This window comes from Mesorhizobium sp. BHbdii (assembly GCF_053848045.1).
In genome coordinates, this window is sequence record NZ_JBSPKX010000001.1 from 2,505,421 (window position 1) to 2,524,761 (window position 19,341).

Annotated in this window: 11 protein-coding genes; 4 read left to right on the forward strand and 7 right to left on the reverse strand. The window is 63.8% G+C overall.

Annotated features, from left to right (window positions below; translation table 11 throughout):
• Positions 1 to 25 precede the first annotated feature (25 nt).
• From ACWTU8_RS12200 to hutI, 6 genes are all read right to left on the reverse strand, one after another.
• Positions 26 to 8,587, reverse strand: coding sequence for a GH36-type glycosyl hydrolase domain-containing protein (locus ACWTU8_RS12200; RefSeq protein WP_455848265.1), 8,562 nt, complete (start codon positions 8,585 to 8,587; stop codon positions 26 to 28).
• 242 nt (positions 8,588 to 8,829) lie between these two features.
• Complete coding sequence (locus ACWTU8_RS12205; protein WP_455848266.1) at positions 8,830 to 9,417, reverse strand: HutD/Ves family protein; 588 nt, start codon at positions 9,415 to 9,417, stop codon at positions 8,830 to 8,832.
• Between the two features lie 8 nt (positions 9,418 to 9,425).
• Positions 9,426 to 11,096, reverse strand: a complete 1,671-nt coding sequence (gene hutU / locus ACWTU8_RS12210) for a urocanate hydratase (RefSeq protein WP_455848267.1) — start codon at positions 11,094 to 11,096, stop codon at positions 9,426 to 9,428.
• Between the two features lie 39 nt (positions 11,097 to 11,135).
• Entirely contained in the window at positions 11,136 to 11,954 is an 819-nt protein-coding gene (gene hutG / locus ACWTU8_RS12215; protein WP_455848446.1) for an N-formylglutamate deformylase, read from the reverse strand.
• Positions 11,954 to 13,495: a histidine ammonia-lyase gene (gene hutH, locus ACWTU8_RS12220; protein ID WP_455848268.1), complete on the reverse strand. Its 1,542-nt coding sequence runs from the start codon at positions 13,493 to 13,495 to the stop codon at positions 11,954 to 11,956. The genes hutG and hutH overlap by 1 nt, the downstream gene beginning before the upstream one ends.
• Positions 13,492 to 14,727: an imidazolonepropionase gene (gene hutI / locus ACWTU8_RS12225; protein ID WP_455838295.1), complete on the reverse strand. Its 1,236-nt coding sequence runs from the start codon at positions 14,725 to 14,727 to the stop codon at positions 13,492 to 13,494. Before hutI ends, hutH begins: the two co-directional genes overlap by 4 nt.
• A 100-nt stretch (positions 14,728 to 14,827) precedes the next feature.
• Here hutI and ACWTU8_RS12230 point away from each other — a divergent pair, with 100 nt between their 5' ends.
• Together ACWTU8_RS12230 and hutC are read left to right on the forward strand one after the other, a co-directional pair.
• Entirely contained in the window at positions 14,828 to 16,180 is a 1,353-nt protein-coding gene (locus ACWTU8_RS12230; protein WP_455848269.1) for a formimidoylglutamate deiminase, read from the forward strand.
• Complete coding sequence (gene hutC, locus ACWTU8_RS12235; RefSeq protein WP_455848270.1) at positions 16,177 to 16,923, forward strand: histidine utilization repressor; 747 nt, start codon at positions 16,177 to 16,179, stop codon at positions 16,921 to 16,923. The genes ACWTU8_RS12230 and hutC overlap by 4 nt, the downstream gene beginning before the upstream one ends.
• Positions 16,924 to 17,096: 173 nt before the next feature.
• On the opposite strand, the gene ACWTU8_RS12240 is transcribed toward hutC, so the two are convergent.
• A complete protein-coding gene (locus ACWTU8_RS12240; RefSeq protein WP_095521795.1) occupies positions 17,097 to 17,441 on the reverse strand; it encodes a RidA family protein in 345 nt (114 codons plus the stop codon).
• A 224-nt stretch (positions 17,442 to 17,665) separates the two neighbouring features.
• On the opposite strand from ACWTU8_RS12240, the gene aztA reads away from it, so the two are divergent.
• Together aztA and aztB are read left to right on the forward strand one after the other, a co-directional pair.
• Positions 17,666 to 18,460 carry a zinc ABC transporter ATP-binding protein AztA gene (gene aztA, locus ACWTU8_RS12245; RefSeq protein WP_455848271.1) on the forward strand — a complete coding sequence of 265 codons (795 nt, stop codon included), beginning with the start codon at positions 17,666 to 17,668 and terminating at the stop codon, positions 18,458 to 18,460.
• Positions 18,460 to 19,335, forward strand: a complete 876-nt coding sequence (gene aztB, locus ACWTU8_RS12250) for a zinc ABC transporter permease AztB (RefSeq protein WP_455838294.1) — start codon at positions 18,460 to 18,462, stop codon at positions 19,333 to 19,335. The genes aztA and aztB overlap by 1 nt, the downstream gene beginning before the upstream one ends.
• Positions 19,336 to 19,341: the final 6 nt, after the last annotated feature.

A 19,341-nucleotide genomic window follows, 5' to 3' on the forward strand; every position in this document is an offset into this window, starting at 1 on the left:
TGCAAAAACGCCAAAATCCTTGGAGCTACGCCGGTATCCTGACGACCACCTCGGCCTTGTCGCCGGCTTTCGGTTCGAAAGACGAAGCCTTCGTCTTTTTACCATCTACCTCTAACGAGATGGCTTTGACCTTGGCGTCGCGGACAACGCGAACCCTGAGTTCGGCCCCCAGCACCTTGAGCGTTGCTGTATAACCATTCCAATGGCTGGGGAGTTTCGGCCTGAACTGAATGCGCTCGCCCCTGCGCTCAATGCCGAGGATGCCCTCGACCGCCGCGCGATAAAGCCAGCCGGCCGAGCCGGTGTACCAGGTCCAGCCACCGCGGCCGCCCTTGCCTTGCCCGGCGTAGACGTCGGCCGCGACGACATAAGGCTCGACGCGGTAGTGCTCGGCAGCGGCCTCGTCGAGCGCGTGGTTGACCGGGTTGAGCATCGAGAGACAGCGATAGGCGTCGTCGGTGCGCCCCATTTCGGCGAGCGCAATGACGAACCATGTCGCCGCGTGGGTGTACTGGCCGCCGTTTTCACGGACACCCGGCGGGTAGCTCTTGATGTAGCCTGGATTCTGTTCCGTCCTGGAGAAGGGCGGGGTGAAGAGCTTGACGATCTTGAGCTCGTCGTCGACGAGCATTTTCATCGCCTGCTGCATCGCCGTCGTCGACCGCGCCGGATCGCCCTCGCCCGACAGCACGCTCCACGACTGGGCAATCGAGTCGATCTTGCACTCCTGCGAACCGCGCGACCCAAGTGGCGTGCCGTCGTCGAAGCTGCCGCGACGATACCATTCACCATCCCAAGCCGTGCTTTCGAGCCCCCGCTTCAGCACGTCAGCGTGTTTTGTCCAGGCTTGCGCGCGCTTGGTATCGCCTTCCGCCTTGGCGACAGGGGCAAAGTCGCCCAGCGTCTTCAGCAGGAACCAGCCCAGCCAGACGCTCTCGCCCTTACCGTGCTCGCCGACACGGTTCATGCCGTCGTTCCAGTCGCCACCGAGGATCAGCGGCAGTCCGGCGGGGCTGCTGCGCTTGATCGCAAGGTCAAGTGCGCGTGCGCAATGATCATAGAGTGAAGCGGTCTTCTTCGAGATCTCCGGGGTGAAGAAGGCGTCGTGCTCGCCTTCTTCCAGAGGCGGCCCGTCGATGAAGGGCAGTTGTTCCCTGAGGATCGCGGTATCGCCGGTCACCTGCAAGTAGTGTGACGTGGCGTGGGCGAGCCAGACAACGTCGTCGGAAATCATGGTGCGGACGCCTGCCTCGGTGCGCGGAAGCCACCAGTGCTGCACGTCACCTTCGGGGAATTGCCGCCGCGCCGCGTTGAGGATCTGGTCGCGCGCCAATTTCGGATCATGGACAAGCAGAGCCAGCGTGTCCTGCAACTGATCGCGGAAGCCAAAAGCGCCGCTCGCCTGGTAAAACGCGGAGCGGGCGCGGATGCGGCAGGCAAGGCTCTGATAGGGCAGCCAGTGGTTGACCATGGCGTTGAGGGCCTTGTCCGGCGTCTCGACCTGGATGGTGTCGAGAAACCCCCGCCAGGTGCGTTCGTTGTCAGCCAGCCTCTGATCGAAATCCTTGCTGCTATGATGCTGCACCAGTGCGCTGGCTTCCCCGGCAGAGGCTGCATCGCCGAGCAGCCAGAGCAGCGTCACGTCCCCGCCGGCAGGGATGTCGATGTCGCGAGCAATTGCTGCACAAGGGTCGTCGCCGGCCTCGACGCGGCCCGACAGGCTGGCGCCGCTGAGCACGGCATGCGGAAGTTCGCTGGTGCCGTGCCGGCCGATGAACTCGCCGCGGTCGGCCGTCACAGAATGTGCCGCGCTGTCGGTGGCCAGGAAGGCGACCCGGTCGCTGAAGTCGAGCCCGTACGGATTTTGCGCCAGCAACGCGCCCGTCGCAGCATCCCTGGACGGAACGATGGTCGCCGCCGTGCGCGAACGATGGCTGCCAAGAACCCATTCCGCATAGGCATAAACGCGCAGGCGCGCCGGCACCGAACCCGAATTCTGGATGCGCAATCGGGAGATTTTCACCGGATCGACAGGATCCACCACATGGGTCAGGTCCATCGACAGCGGTCCGCGCTTCGAACGGAAGGTCGAAAAACCCTGTCCGTGCCATGTTTCGTAGGTCATGGCGGGATCGCGCACCACTGCGGCCAGCGGCGAGAACGCCCGGCCGTTGGCGTGATCGTAGATATAGATGCCCTCGCCGGGCCGGTTGGTGACCGGGTCGTTCGCCCACGGGGTCAATTGATAGTCGCGGCTGTTTCGGCTCCAGGTGAAGGCAGCGCCTTCAGCCGAAACATGGAAACCGAACGAGGCGTTGGAGACGACGTTGATCCAGGGCTGCGGCGTCGTGCGCCGGCCAGAAAGGCGCACGACATAGTGGCGTCCGTCGCCCTCGAAGCCGCCAAAACCGTTCCACTGGTTGAGCCCGCTGCCGTCGGCACTGCCTTCGATCGTGACTTGGGCAGCCGATGGCTGCGGCACCTGCGGAGACGGTTCGCGAAGCGCTGCTGCACCTGCCAGCTGCAAAGCGTCCCGTGCTTGCAGCGCAGCGGCCTCGGCGCGCTCGATCTGATCGAAGATGGTGCCGTTTCGCGTGTGCAGGGCGACGCGGGCGACGGCGAGCAGCGTCTTGTAGGTCGTTTCGTCCATGAGATCGCGGCGCACGGCGAAGATGTGCTGGCGGGGTCCGAGCTCCTTGCCGCGCAGACGGCTGTTTTCGCACAGCGTCTCGACTGCCCGTTGCAGATCCTGCACGTAGGATGAAGCCTGCTCGTTGACCACGACAAAGTCGATCATCATGCCGCGGGCGCGCATATATTCCTGGAAGCGGAGCGCCTGGGCAACGATTTCGAGATCGGCGACATCGCCGATCCTGACCAGGAAAATCGGAAAGTCGCCGGATATGCTGGTCGGCCAAAGACTGGACTGCTTACCGAGCCCGGAGGCGATCGATTCGGCCGGAAGGCGCAGGAACGGATCAGGATAGATCAGATAACGCGCCAGATTCTGCACATTGGCGGCATCGGCAAGGCTGAGGCCGAGATGACGGGTCTGCACCTGCGAGCGGGTCCAAGCGAGCATCGCCTGACGGGCGAAGGCTTCCGGATGATCGAGCCGCGCAATGGCATCTTCGAGTTCGGCACGGTTGGCGCCGACGGCAGTCCAGAAGGTCAGCGATATCTTCTTGTTGGCCGGCACGCGCACCTGTCGGCGAAGTGCTGCGACCGGATCCAGCGTGAAGCCGGAATGGCCGCCAAGCTTGGCGCCGGGATCGAAGGCGGCGGCCTCGGTTATGGTGCGGCCGCGGCCGATGAAGGCGCGCCGGTCGGTTTCGGCCTCGGCGTCGCGCGTCGACCCAGACGGGTCGGTGACGAAGTGCACCATGGTGACATCAGGCTCGTCCGTTTCCCGCTTGCGTCTTGTGGCGAAGATCGCCCCGTTATTCGCAGCGATTTCGGTTTCCACGAACATTTTCGAGAAGGCCGGATGCGCGTTGTCGGATGCGTCGGAGCCCAGCACCAGTTCGGCAAAGGAGGTCACTTCGATATGCCGATCGACCGGGCCGTCATTGTAGAGCGTCACCCGCCGGCCTTCGCCGTTTCCTTCCGAGATGACGATGCATTCAACCTCCGAACGCAGTGATCCCACCGACTTGATGAAGCTCGCCTTGTCGTCGGAGAACAGCGTTTGCACTTCTTCATCGGTGGCACGCTTCGGCTCGGCGGTGGCCGACCACCAGTCGCCGGTGCCGGCGTCGCGCAGGAAGATATAGGAGCCAAGCCGATCCTCGGTTGGATCCGGCTGCCAGCGCGTGACGGCAAGCTCGCCCCAGCGGCTATAGCCGGAGCCGGTCGCGGTGACCATGACCGAGTAGCGGCCATTGGACATGACGCTGGTCGAACGCAGCGCCTTGAGCGGGTTGAGCACGATGCGCGTATCGGGGCTCTCGACTTCCGTTTCGTCCTTCGACCGTTCGTCGGCCTCTGTCCTGACGGTGGCGGTCGGGATGTCGCGCGGTGCTCTTTCCTGCAGCAGCAACTCGGCCGACTCGATCACCGGATCGCTGTGGAAGCGATCGCGCAGGCGTCCTTCGAAGATGGCGTCGGCAACGGCGGCGATCGACATCCCGGAATGGTGGGCCATGTAGTTCAGCACGACGACATGGTCGGTGCCCTCCGGCACGCGCTGCGGCGTGAAATCGACCGCATCGTAGAAGCCGTGCCGGCCAAGGGCGCCAAGCCGCCTCAGCCTGGCAAGGTTCTGCACCGATTCACGCGGGGTGAACTGCGCCGCCAGCACGGTCGCATAAGGCGCAATCACCGTGTTCTGGCCAAGACCTCGCTTCAGGCCCAGCCCGGGCACGCCGAAATTGGTGTATTGGTAGGTCAGTTCGCGGTCGCGGGCATTGTAGGCCGCTTCCGAGATCCCCCAGGGCACGTTCTTCGAGCGGCCGTACTGGATCTGACGTTTGATGATGAGCTTGCTGGTCTGGTTGAGGATGCTGCCTTGCGCCTCCTTCATCACCAACGGCGGCATCAGATACTCGAACATCGAGCCGGACCAGGACATCAGTGCGCCCTTGAACCCGATCTCGACGATCGGCCGGCCGAGGTGGAACCAGTGCTCCGTCGGCAGATCGCCCTTGGCGATGGCGAACAGGCTGGTCAGCCGCGCCTCGGAAGCCAGGAGGTCGTAGCAGCTTTCGTCGAGCTGATGCTCCTCGACCCGGTAGCCGATCGACAGGAGCTTGCGTTCCTTCCGCATGAGGAAGGAGAAATCCATCTCGAAGGCGAAGCGACGCGTACGCTCGCGCAGCGAAAGAAGCTTGGCCCGCAAGGCTTCGACGGCATTGTCGTCGCTATGCGCGTCATGGACATGCGCTTCGCAGGTTGCTTCCAGTCTCGCCGCCCAGTCGGCAATGGTATCGCTCTGTGTCGATGCGGCCTCGGTATGGATGGCGATGGCGAGCTTGCGAATCTCGCCGGCCAGAACGGCCAGGTTGATGGTGCGGATCGATGCCATTTCGGGCTGTGCTTTGATCGATTCGACCGCGCGCCGCATGCCGTCGAGGCGATCGGCGAGCCGCTGGCGCAACGGCCGCAACTGGCGACGGTCGTCAGGCAACTCCGCCAGGCTTTCGTCGAGGATCGTCACCGTATCGAGGATACCCTCGAAGTCGCCCTGAAGGTGGACTGCAGGCGCTTCCGCCCATTCGGCGCAGGCGGCCGCCACCGCCACCAGATGGCCGGCAAGATTGCCGCTATCAACGGCGGAAATATAGAGCGGATAGAGCGGTTTCAGCGTCGTCGTGTCATACCAGTTGAAGAGATGGCCGCGCTCACGCGGCATGCTCTCGATGGTCGACATCGTCGCGTCGATGCGGGTGGTCGCGTCGGACAGACTGATCCAGCCGAAGTCGCGCGCTGAAATCACCGACAGGAGATAGACGCCGATATTGGTCGGCGAGGTGCGGGGCGCCACGACAGGCGCCGGACTTTCCTGGAAATTATCGGGCGGCAGGTTGTGATGCTCGGCCGTCACGAAGGTCTCGAAATAATGCCATGTGCGCCGCGCAACGGTGCGCAGCGCATGGATGTCAGCCGCCGATATGCGCAAACGGTCCTCGGTTTCGGCCGAGCGACTGATCCAGAAAGCGAACGCCGGCGAGCCGATCCAGAACAGCGCGAAGAAGAATGCGACGAAAGCTCCGGTGGAATCGGCCAGAACCGGGATGGCGAGGCCGACGACCCCGACAATCACCGCGCCGTACATCATGCCGTAATAGGAGCCGAGATCGTTGTCGCCATTCTTGTGCGCCTGCGAGGCAGTGCGCCATTCGAGCAGATTCTGCCGACTGACGAACAGACGGTAGAGTGTGCGAATGATGGCGTCGCCCATCATCCAGGCCAGATGCGCCATCAGCACGATCTTCAGCGCCACCAGGGCGGTGCCGAAGACAACGTCGCGCGCCAGCGCCGAGAAATGGCCGCGCGGCGTCTGGTCGCCGCTTTTCGGCAGGATGGCGTGGACGATATCGAATGTCGGCGCCATGAACAGCGTGAGGATCAGCAGCGCCTGCCATTGCGCGGCCTGCGTGAAAGGCAGCAACGTCCAGCCGGCGATCGCCGCCATCACCCAGAAGATCGGCGTCAGCGAGCGGCGCAGATTGTCGACCATCTTCCAGCGCGACAGCGCCGGTACGCCGGAGCGCGGATCGAGAATGAAGCCCAGAAGCTGCCAGTCGCCGCGTGCCCAGCGATGGTGGCGCGACGCGTCGACCGAATAGCGGGTCGGATAGTCCTCGACCAGTTCGACGTCCGTGACCAGTGCCGCGCGTGCCAAGGCGCCTTCGAGCAGATCGTGGCTGAGGATGGTGTTTTCGTCGATGCGGCCCTTCAGCGCCGCTTCGAAGGCGTCGACATGATAGAGGCCCTTACCGGTGAAGGAGCCGTCGCCGAAGACGTCCTGGTAGATATCCGAGACGGCAAATACGTAGGGATCAAGGCCTCGATTGGCGGAAAACACCCGCTGGAAGAAGGATGCATCGTCGCCGCTGGTCAGGGAAGCGGTGATGCGCGGCTGCAGGATGGTGTAGCCGGCGGTGACAACGCGCTTTGCCGCATCGTAATGCGGGCGGTTGAGCGGATGGCAAAGCTTGCCAACCAAACTGGCAACCGCATCGCGGGTGGTGCGCGTGTCGGCGTCGAGCGTCATCACATGGATAACGTTTTCTGGCAACGGCACATCCAGCGGCAGGAAGGTGGTGTCGCTGTCACCGCGCAACAGAAGATTCAGTTCGTGCAGCTTGCCGCGCTTGCGTTCCCAGCCCATCCAGGCGCCCTGGGATTCATTGTAGAGCCGCCGGCGATGCAGGACGTAGAAGCGCGGCGCCCCTTCGCTGGGATAACGGGCGTTCAGCCGTGCGATCTCGTCGCGAGCATATTGGAGGATCTCAATATCCGCCGCATCGATTTCGGTTTTGCTGTCCGGCCAATCCGAAAGCAGAGCGAAATGGATTTCGTCCGCCGTGTTGGCTAGGTGATGCACTTCGATATTGCGGATGTTCTCCTCGACGTCGTCGCGCGAGCCGATCAGCGACGGCACCACTACCAGCGTTCGGGCCTCGGGCGGCATGCCGCGTCTGTAGTCGTAGCCGACGAGGCGCGTGGGCTTCAGGAACAACGATACGACAGTGTTGAAGAAGGCAAGCGCGCCTTCGCTGGCCGGCACGGCAAACAGCGCCAGCATCAAGGCGATCGACCATTTGGACAGGCCGAGATTGGCAAGGGCGTTGCCGGAGAGGACCAGAAGCAGGACCGTCAGCGCGAACACCGGCAAGACAATGCCCAGCCATCCGATCTTGCGGAACGCCCGTTTGATCGTGACGCTGACGGTCGGCCGATAGCCGATCGCCTTTTCCAGTTCCAGCCGACGCGGCCCGACCAGAAAGAACCCGACGTCGGTGTGAGTGGTCGGACCGGTGCCGGTGGTATCGGCGACAGCGGCATGGCCGGCGAGTTCGATCGCCTTTTCGGCAACGCGGAATTCGGAACGATCGGAGCGGCGCGCCATTTCTTCGATCGCGGTCCGGTACTGGTCGCGCGAGAAGAAATCGAGCGCGGCGAAATCGGTGCGCTCGCGCAGCAAGGTATCGATGCGGCTGACACCTTCGAACCAAACCGTCCAGTCGATATCGTTGATCAGCCTGAGGCCACGGATGATGTTGCCGGTGGTTACATTGCCGCCGGACAGCGTGCGATGCTCGCTGATTATGATTTCCTCGGCATCGGAGCCGGACTTTTCGAGTTCGCCCTCCAGCCATTCCAGCGCCCTGCCGGCATTTTGCGACCCGTCGCGCAGGCGGTAGAGCAATTGGGTGGCAAAGGTGGTGTCTTGTGCATGGGCGACGTAGTTCGACAGGATCGCCTGACGGTCGGCGCTGTCGTCGACCGCCAGCACGCGGTCGGCAACCTCGTTGGCAATCTGGCGCATCTGCCGGGTACGATTGACCCGGACCGCGATCCGGCGAAGATTTTCGATCAGAACGAAGCGCAGCAGCGACGGCAGCGCCCAGAGTTCGCCGATCTTCAGCGGCTCGACGGACTGAAAGCCTTCGACGATCGCCTTGAACATGGTAGCCGAGACGGAACTGTCCGAATGCGCGACATAGGTCCAGGCCAGCGCAAGCGCGCGCGGCACGCTGGCGCCGTCGGACAGCTTCAGCGTCGGCAACTGCCGATAGAAACGGCGGGGCAGGTCGCGCTTGACCTGGAAGATGGTTTCCTCAACCAGATAGTTGTTGTCGAGCAGCCATTGCGCGGCCGGCGTGATCGTCTCGCCCCTCGCCTGCGCGGCATTGGTCGAGCGGTAGACTTCGAGGATCTTGCTGGCACTGTCGCGGACGCGTGGCTGGAAATCGAACGGCTCCAGGCCGAACAGATCCTTGACGTCGCCCTTGGCGAGGGTTGTACCCAGCGTGCGCAGGCGCTCTTCCGGCAGGAAATTGGAGCGTATCGGCTCTTCCGTGATGGCCGGGAAGCTCGCGCTCGTCTTTTCCATTTGGGTGGGGTCTGTTTGGATATTCATTGAAAATTCCGTATGGGGGACGCGTTAGCGGCGTCACCGCCACGGCAATGTCCCTGAAACCGATTGAAATGCAATGGTTGCATCGAAACAAGGGCCGAAAGTTTGTTTTCGCACCGCAACTTACAGACGAACCACCTCTCCCGCAGGGACTTGATCGACGGAAGGATTCGGGCTTTTTCGTGATCTGGGCTTGAGCTTACGGCATATTTTGCCGGGGTTGTGATCATGTTTCGAAACAGGCGTTAATCGTTTGCAGCAACGCGATCGATGCGGATCACGAACAGCGTCGCCGGTCGCGCAGGCTCCAGGCACCACTTCAAGGCGTCCGGCCCGAGCAACAGCGTATCGCGCGGTCCGATGCGGACAGGCGCCGCACCGGCCACCGTGATCTCGCCGTCAAAACACAGGATGAGAGTCACATCGGCCACCGAGTGGATATCCGTCGAGGTCGAAATCATCACGCGTTCGACGGCATGGGTCATCCGTCCGCGCCGCGTCATGACATTGAGATCGATAATCGGACCGGCGATCAGCGCCGCTTGCGTCGGCACATCGGCCGGAAAGGCAAGCGGGGCGGAAGCCTTGGTCACCGTAGCGGCCGGGCGGCCGGCGATGTCAAGGACAATCCCCTCGCCTTCCAGCACGGCCAAGGTTCGATCCACTTTGGCAAACCCGGAGAATGGCCCACCGCTTTCGACGCGCGCCATGGAGATGCGCCAGTCAAAATCGTCGAGCGCAGCACCTGCGGGCGAGACTGCGATTTCCGTCGTCACCCCGCCGCCGTTCTTCCACGGCATAGACCGGTATTCGGCTGCCCGGAGAATGCGCAAGGCGCGGTTCAGCCGAGGATGCCTGGCAGGTTGAGCTGGTGCTCCCTGGCGCAGTCGATGGCGAGATCATAGCCGGCATCGGCGTGGCGCATGACGCCGGTTGCGGGGTCGTTCCACAGCACCCGCTCCAGGCGTTTGGCCGCTTCGCGCGTGCCATCGGCGACGATAACCATGCCGGCATGCTGCGAAAAACCCATGCCGACGCCACCGCCATGGTGCAGCGACACCCAGGTTGCGCCGGAGGCGGTGTTGAGCAGCGCGTTGAGCAGCGGCCAGTCGGACACGGCGTCCGAGCCATCCTTCATCGATTCCGTCTCGCGGTTCGGCGATGCAACCGAGCCGGAATCGAGATGATCGCGGCCGATGACCACCGGCGCCTTGAGCTCGCCCTTCGCCACCATTTCGTTGAAGGCGAGGCCGAGCCGGTGGCGATCGCCGAGACCGACCCAGCAGATGCGCGCCGGCAGGCCCTGGAAGGCGATACGCTCGCGCGCCATGTCGAGCCAGTTGTGCAGGTGGGTGTTGCCGGGCGTCAATTCGCGCACCTTGGCATCGGTCTTGTAGATGTCCTCGGGATCGCCGGAGAGGGCTGCCCAGCGAAACGGGCCGATGCCGCGACAAAACAGCGGTCGGATATAGGCCGGCACGAAACCCGGGAAGGCAAAGGCGTTCTCGAATCCTTCCTCCTTCGCCACCTGACGGATGTTGTTGCCGTAATCAAGCGTCGGCACGCCGGCGTTCCAGAACGCCACCATCGCCTCGACATGTTCGCGCATCGACGCGCGCGCCGCCTTCTCGACCGCCTTCGGGTCGCTGGTGCGCTTCTCGCGCCATTCGGCGAGCGACCAGCCCTTGGGCAGATAGCCGTTGAGCGGATCATGCGCCGACGTCTGGTCGGTGACCATATCGGGGCGCACGCCACGCCGCACCAGTTCCGGCACGATGTCGGCGGTGTTGCCGACCAGACCGACCGATTTCGCCTCGCCGGCCCTGGTCCAGCGCTCGATCTTTTCCAGCGCCTCGTCGAGCGTGTCGGCGCGCTCGTCGACATAGCGGGTGCGCCGCCTGAAATCGATACGGTCGGGATCGCATTCGATCGCCAGGCAGCAGGCGCCGGCCATCACCGCGGCCAGCGGCTGGGCGCCGCCCATGCCGCCGAGGCCGCCGGTCAGGATCCATTTGCCCCTGAGATTGCCGCCGTAATGCTGGCGGCCGGCCTCGACGAAGGTCTCATAGGTGCCCTGCACGATGCCTTGTGTGCCGATGTATATCCACGAGCCGGCCGTCATCTGGCCGTACATCATCAGGCCTTTCTTATCGAGCTCGTTGAATTTCTCCCATGTCGCCCAGTGCGGCACGAGGTTGGAATTGGCGATCAGCACGCGCGGCGCATCGGTGTGAGTCCGGAACACGCCGACCGGCTTGCCGGACTGCACCAGAAGCGTCTCGTCATCTCCAAGCGTCTTCAGCGAGGCGACGATGCGATCAAAGTCGTTCCAGGTACGCGCCGCCCGGCCGATGCCGCCATAGACGACCAGTTCGTTGGGGTTTTCGGCGACGTCGGGATCGAGATTGTTCATCAGCATGCGCAACGGCGCTTCCGTCAGCCACGAGCGGGCATTGAGCTCGCTGCCGCGTGGGCTGCGGACTTCGCGGATGTTATGACGAGGATCGGTCATGGCGTCACTTTCCTTTCGAATGAGCTGCGCGGCGGAGCGTCAGCGCCCGGCCCAGGCAATCGCGCTTTCCAGGATCCGCTTCAGCGTGGCGCGGATCGGCGCGGCGAATGCGGGGTCGTAAGGCACCGGCCAATTGTCGGGCGTCCCCTTGCCCTCGGGCTCGCGCATATAGCCGCGGTTGGAGAGTTCCATTTGCAGCGCGTGGACGTTGTTCTGCGGCTGGCCGAAATGGCGCGTGATCCAGCCACCCTTGAAGCGGCCATTTACAACGTATGTCTCGCCGGTTCCGGCGAGGATCTCTTCGACCATCGCCTGCAAGGCCGGATCGGCGCTCTTGCCGTCATTGGTGCCGAGATTGAACACCGGCAGCGTTCCCTCGAACAGCCGCGGCAGCACCGAGCGGATCGAGTGGCAGTCATAGACCACGGCCCTGCCATGAGCGCCCTTTATCCGCGCAACTTCTCCAGCAATTGCGCTGTGATACGGATGAAAAAAGCGACGGCTCCGATGCTCTATCTCTTCAGCGTCTGGTTCCAAACCGGGGCGATAGAGCGGATCGCCGTCAAACGTCTCCGTTGGGCAAAGACCGGTAGTAGTTTGGCCGGGATACAGAGAAACACCAGCCGGATCGCGATTGACGTCGATGACGCTGCGCGAGATCGACGTCCGGACAACACTGGCGCCAAGATCAGCCGCAAAGTCATAGAGTTGCTCGATCCACCAGTCCGTGTCGCGACGTGCAAGCCACGGCGAAACGAACCGATCTTCCAAACCAGCCAGATCGGTGCCGGTATGCGGCAAGCTGACAAGCAGCGGCTTGGTTCCCTCACGGACGGTAAGCCAGTCGCGCTCGTTCATCATGCGGCTCCAGAAATCGCCGGCAGCGCCACCGCGCTCGCCGCCCTCACCGCCGCGCCGCTGCGCACCATAGCAATGGCTTTTTCCATGTCGGGATGGAAATGCCGGTCATTGTCGAGATGCGGCACTTCCGCCCTGACCAGCCTGCGCACCGCTTCGAGCGGCGCACTCGATGCGAGTGGCGCATGGAAATCGCAACCTTGCGCCGCGGCCAGCAATTCAATGCCGATGACGGCCGTCGCATTCTCGACCATGCCGATCAACCGGCGCGCACCATGTGCCGCCATCGAGACGTGGTCTTCCTGATTGGCAGAGGTCGGGATCGAATCGACGCTGGCCGGATAAGCCTTCTGCTTGTTTTCCGAGACGAGTGCTGCCGCCGTCACCTGCGGGATCATGAAACCGGAATTCAGGCCGGGCTTCGGTGTCAGGAAAGCCGGCATGCCCGACAGCGCCGGGTCGACCAGCATGGCAATGCGCCGCTCCGACAGCGAACCGATCTCGCAGACGGCGAGCGCGATCATGTCAGCAGCGAAGGCCACAGGCTCGGCGTGGAAATTGCCGCCGGAAAGCGCAGTGTCGTCCTCGGCGAAGATCAGCGGATTGTCGGTGACGCCGTTGGCCTCGGTGCCCAGTGTGTCGGCAGCCTGGCGCAGGACACTGAGCGCCGCGCCCATCACCTGCGGCTGGCAGCGGAGGCAGTACGGATCCTGCACCCGCTCGTCGCCGACCCGGTGCGATTCACGGATGGCACTGCCGGCCATCAGGTTGCGCAGCGCCTCTGCCGTCTCGATCTGGCCAGGATGCTTCCTGAGCAGATGGATGCGCGGATCGAAGGGGGCGTCGGAGCCCTTGGCGGCATCGGTCGAAAGCGCGCCGGTGACCAGCGCCGACTGATAAAGCACTTCAGAGTCGAACAGGGCGGCCAATGCATAGGCGGTCGAGAACTGCGTTCCGTTGAGCAGCGCCAACCCCTCCTTGGCGCCAAGCGTGACCGGCTCCAGCCCGTGTGAGACAAAAGCGACCTTGGCCGGAAACCGGCCATGCGGGGTAAAGCACTCGCCGACGCCGATCATCACCGCCGTCATATGCGACAGCGGCGCAAGGTCGCCGGATGCGCCGACCGAGCCTTGCGCCGGCACCACCGGAATGACGTCGTTGGCCAGCATTGCTTCCAGCAATTCGATGGTCTGCGGCCGAACGCCGGAGGCGCCTTGCGCCAGGCTGGCAAGCTTCAGTGCCATCATGAGCCGGCAAACAGCAACCGGCATCGGCTCGCCGACGCCGGCGGCATGCGACAGCACGATGTTGCGCTGGAGCGTCTCGAGGTCGGCAGGGGGAATGCGGACGCTGGCCAATTTGCCGAAACCGGTGTTGATGCCATAGACCGGCTCACCCCTGCCGACGATCCGCTCAACCGCCTCGGCGCTCGCCCTAATCTTCGGCCGGCAGGCAGCGTCCAGCTTCGGCACGGCGCCACGATAGATTTCGCGCCAGTCGGCCAGCGTTGTATTGCCCGGCTTGAGTTTGAGTTCGCTCATCGTCCTCTCCAGATTCGGGCATGCAGCGGGTTGAAACCCATACGATAGACGAGCTCGGCCGGGCGCTCGATGTCCCAGATCGCCAGATCTGCTGACTTTCCGGCCTCCAGCGTGCCGGTCTGTCCGAGCAGCCCCAGCGCGCGAGCAGCCTCGCGGGTGACACCGGCAAGGCATTCGTCAACAGTCAGACCAAACAAAGTCGCCGCCATGTTCATGGTCAGCAGCAGCGAGGTCAGCGGCGATGTGCCGGGATTGCAGTCCGTGGCGACCGCCATTTTGACGCCGTGCTGGCGAAACAGACCGATCGGCGGCTTCTTGGTCTCACGGATGAAATAGTAGGCGCCAGGCAGGATCGTCGCCACGGTTCCTGCCCTCGCCATCGCCGCCGCACCCGCCTCGTCAGTGTATTCGAGATGGTCGGCCGACAGGGCGCCATAACGCGCCGCAAGTTCTGCGCCGTGCAGATTGGACAATTGGTCAGCGTGGAGTTTCACCGGCAGACTTAGCGGCTTGGCCGCGTCGAACACGCGAGAAATCTGCTCGGGCGAAAAGGCGATGCCCTCGCAAAAGCCATCGACCGCATCGGCCAGGCCTTCGGCAGCGACGGCCGGCAAAATCTCGTTTGCGACCAGATTGATAAAAGCGTCCTTGTCGCCTTTCGCTTCAGGCGGCAGGGCATGTGCGCCGAGGAAGCTCGTCCTCACTGTTACTGGACGATGTTCGCCTAGGAGCCGCGCGGCGCGCAGCGATTTCCTCTCGTTTTCAAGATCGAGCCCGTAGCCCGACTTGATCTCGATGGTGGTGAGGCCTTCCGCGATCAACGCGTTGAGGCGCGGCACCGACTGCGCAACCAGTTCGTGCTCGCTGGCAGCCCGCAGCGCCTTGACCGACGAGACGATGCCGCCGCCCGCTCGAGTCACCTCCTCATAAGTCGCGCCGGCCAGCCGCATCTCGAATTCGTTAGCGCGGTTGCCTGCATGGACCAGATGAGTGTGGCAGTCGATCAGGCCCGGCGTTATCCAACGCCCTTCGCAATCGATAATCTCGGCTGCTTGGCCCAGCGCTGCCGGCATGTCGGCTTCGGGGCCGGCATAGACGATCAGGCCATCGCGCGCGGCGATCGCGCCGTCTTCGACGATACCCAGTGCGGCGGCGCTGTCAGCCATGGTTGCCAGACGCGCATTGCGCCAGAGGCGAACCTCCCCTGCCCGACCTTTGCTCTCTCCAGCCATCATCTTTTCCGTTTCAATCTGCGGCGATTATGTATATACATATTGAGATGCACTGCAAGTGGTATCATTGCACGGGACACAGGGAATCGGAGAGAAAAACGTGACGGCGATCTTTGCGGAACAGGTGCTTCTGCCCGACGGCTGGCATTCCAATGCCCGGATCGTCGCCAGTGAAGGCCGCATCGCCACGGTCGAACCTAACACCACCCCCCGGCCCGGCGACGAACGCCATGCCATTCTGCTGCCAGGCATGCCGAACCTGCACAGCCACGCCTTTCAGCGCGGCATGGCCGGTCTCGCCGAGTTGCGCGGCCCTTCTGCCGACAGCTTCTGGAGCTGGCGCGAGGTGATGTACCGCTTCGCGCTGTCGATGACGCCGGACCAGGTCGAGGCGGTCGCCACCCAGCTCTATGTCGAGATGCTTGAGGCCGGGTTCTCCCGGGTCGGCGAGTTTCACTATCTCCACCACGACCGTGACGGCCAGCCCTATGCCAACGTCGCCGAGATGGCTGAGCGCATCACTGCCGCGGCTGCCGACACCGGCATTGGGCTGACGCTGCTGCCGGTCTTCTATGCGCATTCCTCCCTCGGCGGCGCTGCGCCGAACGAAGGCCAGCGGCGATTCATCAACGATGTGAAACGGTTCTCGCGGCTTGTTGAGAAATGCCGCGAATCCGTTCGCACCTTGAATCACGCGGTCGTCGGCATCGCCCCGCACAGTCTGCGCGCCGTGACACCGGAGGAGTTGGAAAACATCGCGGCAATGGTACCCGGCGGACCGATCCACATCCATATCGCCGAGCAAGTGAAGGAGGTTGAGGACTGCCTTGCCTGGTCCGGGGCGCGGCCGGTCGAATGGCTGCTCGCCAATGCCAATGTCGATAAGCGCTGGTGCCTGATCCACGCCACCCACATGACCGAGACCGAGACCGCGGCCATGGCGAAAAGCGGGGCCATCGCCGGCCTCTGCCCGATCACCGAGGCCAATCTCGGCGACGGCACCTTTGCAGCACCTTTGTTTAAACAACATGGCGGCCGCTTCGGCGTCGGCTCCGATTCCAACGTGCTGATCGGCCTGCCCGACGAATTGCGGCAGCTTGAATATTCGCAGCGCCTCGCCAACCGTGCCCGCAACATGCTGGCGGTCGCCGGCGGTTCGACCGGCCGCGCACTGTTCGATGCCGCGCTCGACGGCGGCAGCGCCGCGCTTGGCACAGGCCTCTCGCGGATCGCCACTGGTGCCTCAGCCGATTTCGTCTCGCTGGACGGTGATCACCCTTCGCTTGCCGGCAAGACGGGCGATGCGGTGCTCGACGCCTGGATCTTCGCCAACGCCACCAAGGTCGATTGCGTCTGGGTGCATGGCAAGAAACTGGTCAGCGGCGGCAGGCATGCAAGGCGCGATGCCATTGCCGAGCGTTTTCGCAAGGTGATGACGGCGCTTTCGGCATGAGCATGATCGGAACAATCGATGTGGACGTCGGCGAGCCTCTCTCGCTGCATCAGCGCATCCTGTCCGACATCAGCGAGCGGATTCTGTCCGGCGCCTGGGCGCCCGGCCACCGCATTCCGTTCGAGCACGAACTGACGGCCGAGTACAACTGTTCGCGCATGACGGTGAACAAGGCGCTGTCGCAGCTTGCCAAGGCCGGGCTGATCGAGCGCCGCCGCCGCTCCGGCAGCTTTGTCCGGCGGCCGCATTCGCAAGCCGCGGTACTGGAAATCCACGACATCAGGATCGAGGTCGAAGCGCTCGGCCTGCCCTATCGCTACGAGCGTGTGGCGCGACATAAAAGGCGCAGCAGCGCGGAGGATCGCGCCTTGCTGGAACTCGCTTCTGCCGGACCTGTGCTGGCGCTGGAATGCCGGCATTTCGCCGGCAAGCGGCCGTTCGCCCACGAACAGCGGCTGATCAACCTGGCCGCCGTGGCCGAGGCCGCCGACGAGGAATTTCATGCCATCGCGCCCGGGCCGTGGCTGATCGCCCGCGTGCCATGGAGCGCCGCCGAGCACCGCATCCGCGCCGTCGCCGCCGACAGGCACATTGGGGCGGCACTCGACATCGAGGCCGGCGCACCGTGCCTGGTGGTCGAGCGGCGGACTTGGAGCGCCGAGCACCCCGTCACCCATGCCCGTTTCACCTATGCGGCCGAGAGCCACACGCTGGTGGCAAGATTCACGCCTTCGCAGGGGTAACTCTTACCCTCCCCCTTGAGGGGAGGGTCGCGGTGCAAATGCCGCAGGGCGGCTTTTTGCGACGCGGGGTGGGGTCGGTGCAGCTTCGCCGACCCCACCCCGTCTCGCAGTTTCCGCTTCGCTTCGACTGTTCGCCCGACCTCCCCTCAAGGGGGAGGGTAAAGAGCTCTGCCTCAGATCGCGGCCGTGACAATGATCTCGACCAGATATTCCGGTCCGGCAAGCTTGGCCTCGCCGGTGGCGCGCGCCGGGGTATGGCCCTGCGGCACCCACTTGTCCCACTCCGCGTTCATCTCGGCGAACGTGCTCATGTCGGCCAGCCAGATGATCGCCTGCAGGATCTTGGTCTTGTCGGTACCGGCCTTGGCCAGCAATTCGTCGATGGCCCCCAGTATGTCCCTTGTCTGGGCGCCGACGTTTCCGCCCGGCTCGCCGACCTGACCGGCCAGATAGACGGTATTGCCGTGGATGACGATCTGGCTCATGCGCGGGCCAACATCGATGCGACGAATGCTCATGGGACGTTTCCTTCCTTTGTGGGTCGCGCCTCTTTAGAGTCGCGGTCCGCCGGGGGCAAGGTTGCATGAGCGAATCCTCTTGAGCCAGCAGGCGTGGGGCGAAAATAGGCACACGCCAAATTGCTCCGGTCGCCGCAATTCCGCCGGATTGACTTGTTGACTAATGTAATAACATCACATATCAACCGCCGCTGCCGTATTAGTCGTGTCCCACGGATCGTCACATGACCAAAACCTGCCTGACCTTCCGCGACCTGACACTGGGCTACAACAGCCATCCGGCAATCCATCATCTCGACGGCACGATCCGCCGGGGATCGCTGACCGCCGTCGTCGGCGCCAACGGCTCGGGCAAGTCGACCCTGATGAAGGGTATCGTTGGCGTGTTGAAACCGATGGCCGGAACGGTTGTCCGGGCGCCCGGCGTGCGCGCCGCCTATCTGCCGCAACAGTCGGAGCTCGACCGCTCCTTTCCGGCTAGGGTCGTCGATCTGGTTTCGCTCGGGCTGTGGCCACGGCGCGGGCTGCTCGGCCGCTACACCAGGGAAGATCGCGAGTCGGTCAGCCAGGCGCTGATGGCCGTCGGCCTCGGCGGCTTCGAGAAACGCCCGATCGACACGCTGTCGGGCGGCCAGTTGCAGCGCACGCTGTTTGCCCGCGTGCTGCTGCAGGATGCCGATCTCATCCTGCTCGACGAGCCGTTCAACGCCGTCGACACCAAGACCGTCGGCGACCTGATCGCACTGATCAAGCGCTGGCATGGTGAGGAGCGCACCATCATGGTCGTTGTCCACGACCTGGATCTGGTGCGCCAGAATTTCCCCGAAACGCTGCTGCTGGCGCGCCAGCCGATCGCCTGGGGCGAGACAAAGGAAACGCTGCGGCCGGAAAACCTGTTGCGCGCGCGCCGCTTCCATGAAGCCTGGGAGGAGAACGCGCCCTGGTGCGAGCCCGACAACCACGAGCACGATGATCACGCTCACGACCATAATCACGGCTCCGGGCCGAGGGCGGCATGATGGACACGCTCTACGGTCTTTTCATCGCTCCGTTTGCCGATTTCGCCTTTATGCAGCGGGCGCTTGCCGGGTCGCTGATGCTGTCGCTCGGCGCCTGCCCGGTCGGCGTGTTCCTGATGCTGCGCCGCATGAGCCTTTCCGGCGACGCCATGGCCCACGCCATCCTGCCAGGTGCCGCCGCCGGTTTCCTGTTCTATGGGCTGGAGATCCTGCCGATGACCATCGGCGGGTTGATTGCCGGCATCATCGTCGCGCTCGGCGCCGGCGCCGTCTCGCGCTTTACCATCCAGCGCGAGGATGCCTCGATGGCGGCCTTCTATCTGATTTCGCTGGCCATCGGTGTGCTGATGGTGTCGATCCGCGGCTCCAGTGTCGATCTCATGCATGTGTTGTTCGGCACCGTGCTGGCGCTCAACAATGAAGCGCTGACGCTGATCGGCGGCATCGTGCTGGTTACGCTGGTCAGCCTCGCCATCTTCTGGCGGGCGCTGGTTGCCGAATGTCTCGACCCGCTGTTCCTGCGTTCGGTTAGCCGGTTAGGCAGTCCGGTGCATTTCATCTTCCTCGGCCTCGTCGTGCTCAACCTGGTCGGCGGCTTTCAGGCGCTCGGCACGCTGCTTTCCGTGGGGCTGATGATGCTGCCTGCGGCCGCCGCCCGCTTCTGGACCATGCGCGTCGAGCCGATGTGCGTGCTGGCGGTGCTGATCGGCTTTGCCTCCTGCGTCGCGGGGCTGCTTCTGTCCTATCACGTGTCGCTGCCTTCCGGCCCGGCCATCATCCTGTCTGCGGGCGTCGTCTATTTTGCCTCGATCCTGTTCGGCACGCGCGGTATCCTGCGCGCCCGTATTATCCATCACCGCCACAGAACCGCCTGATCAACA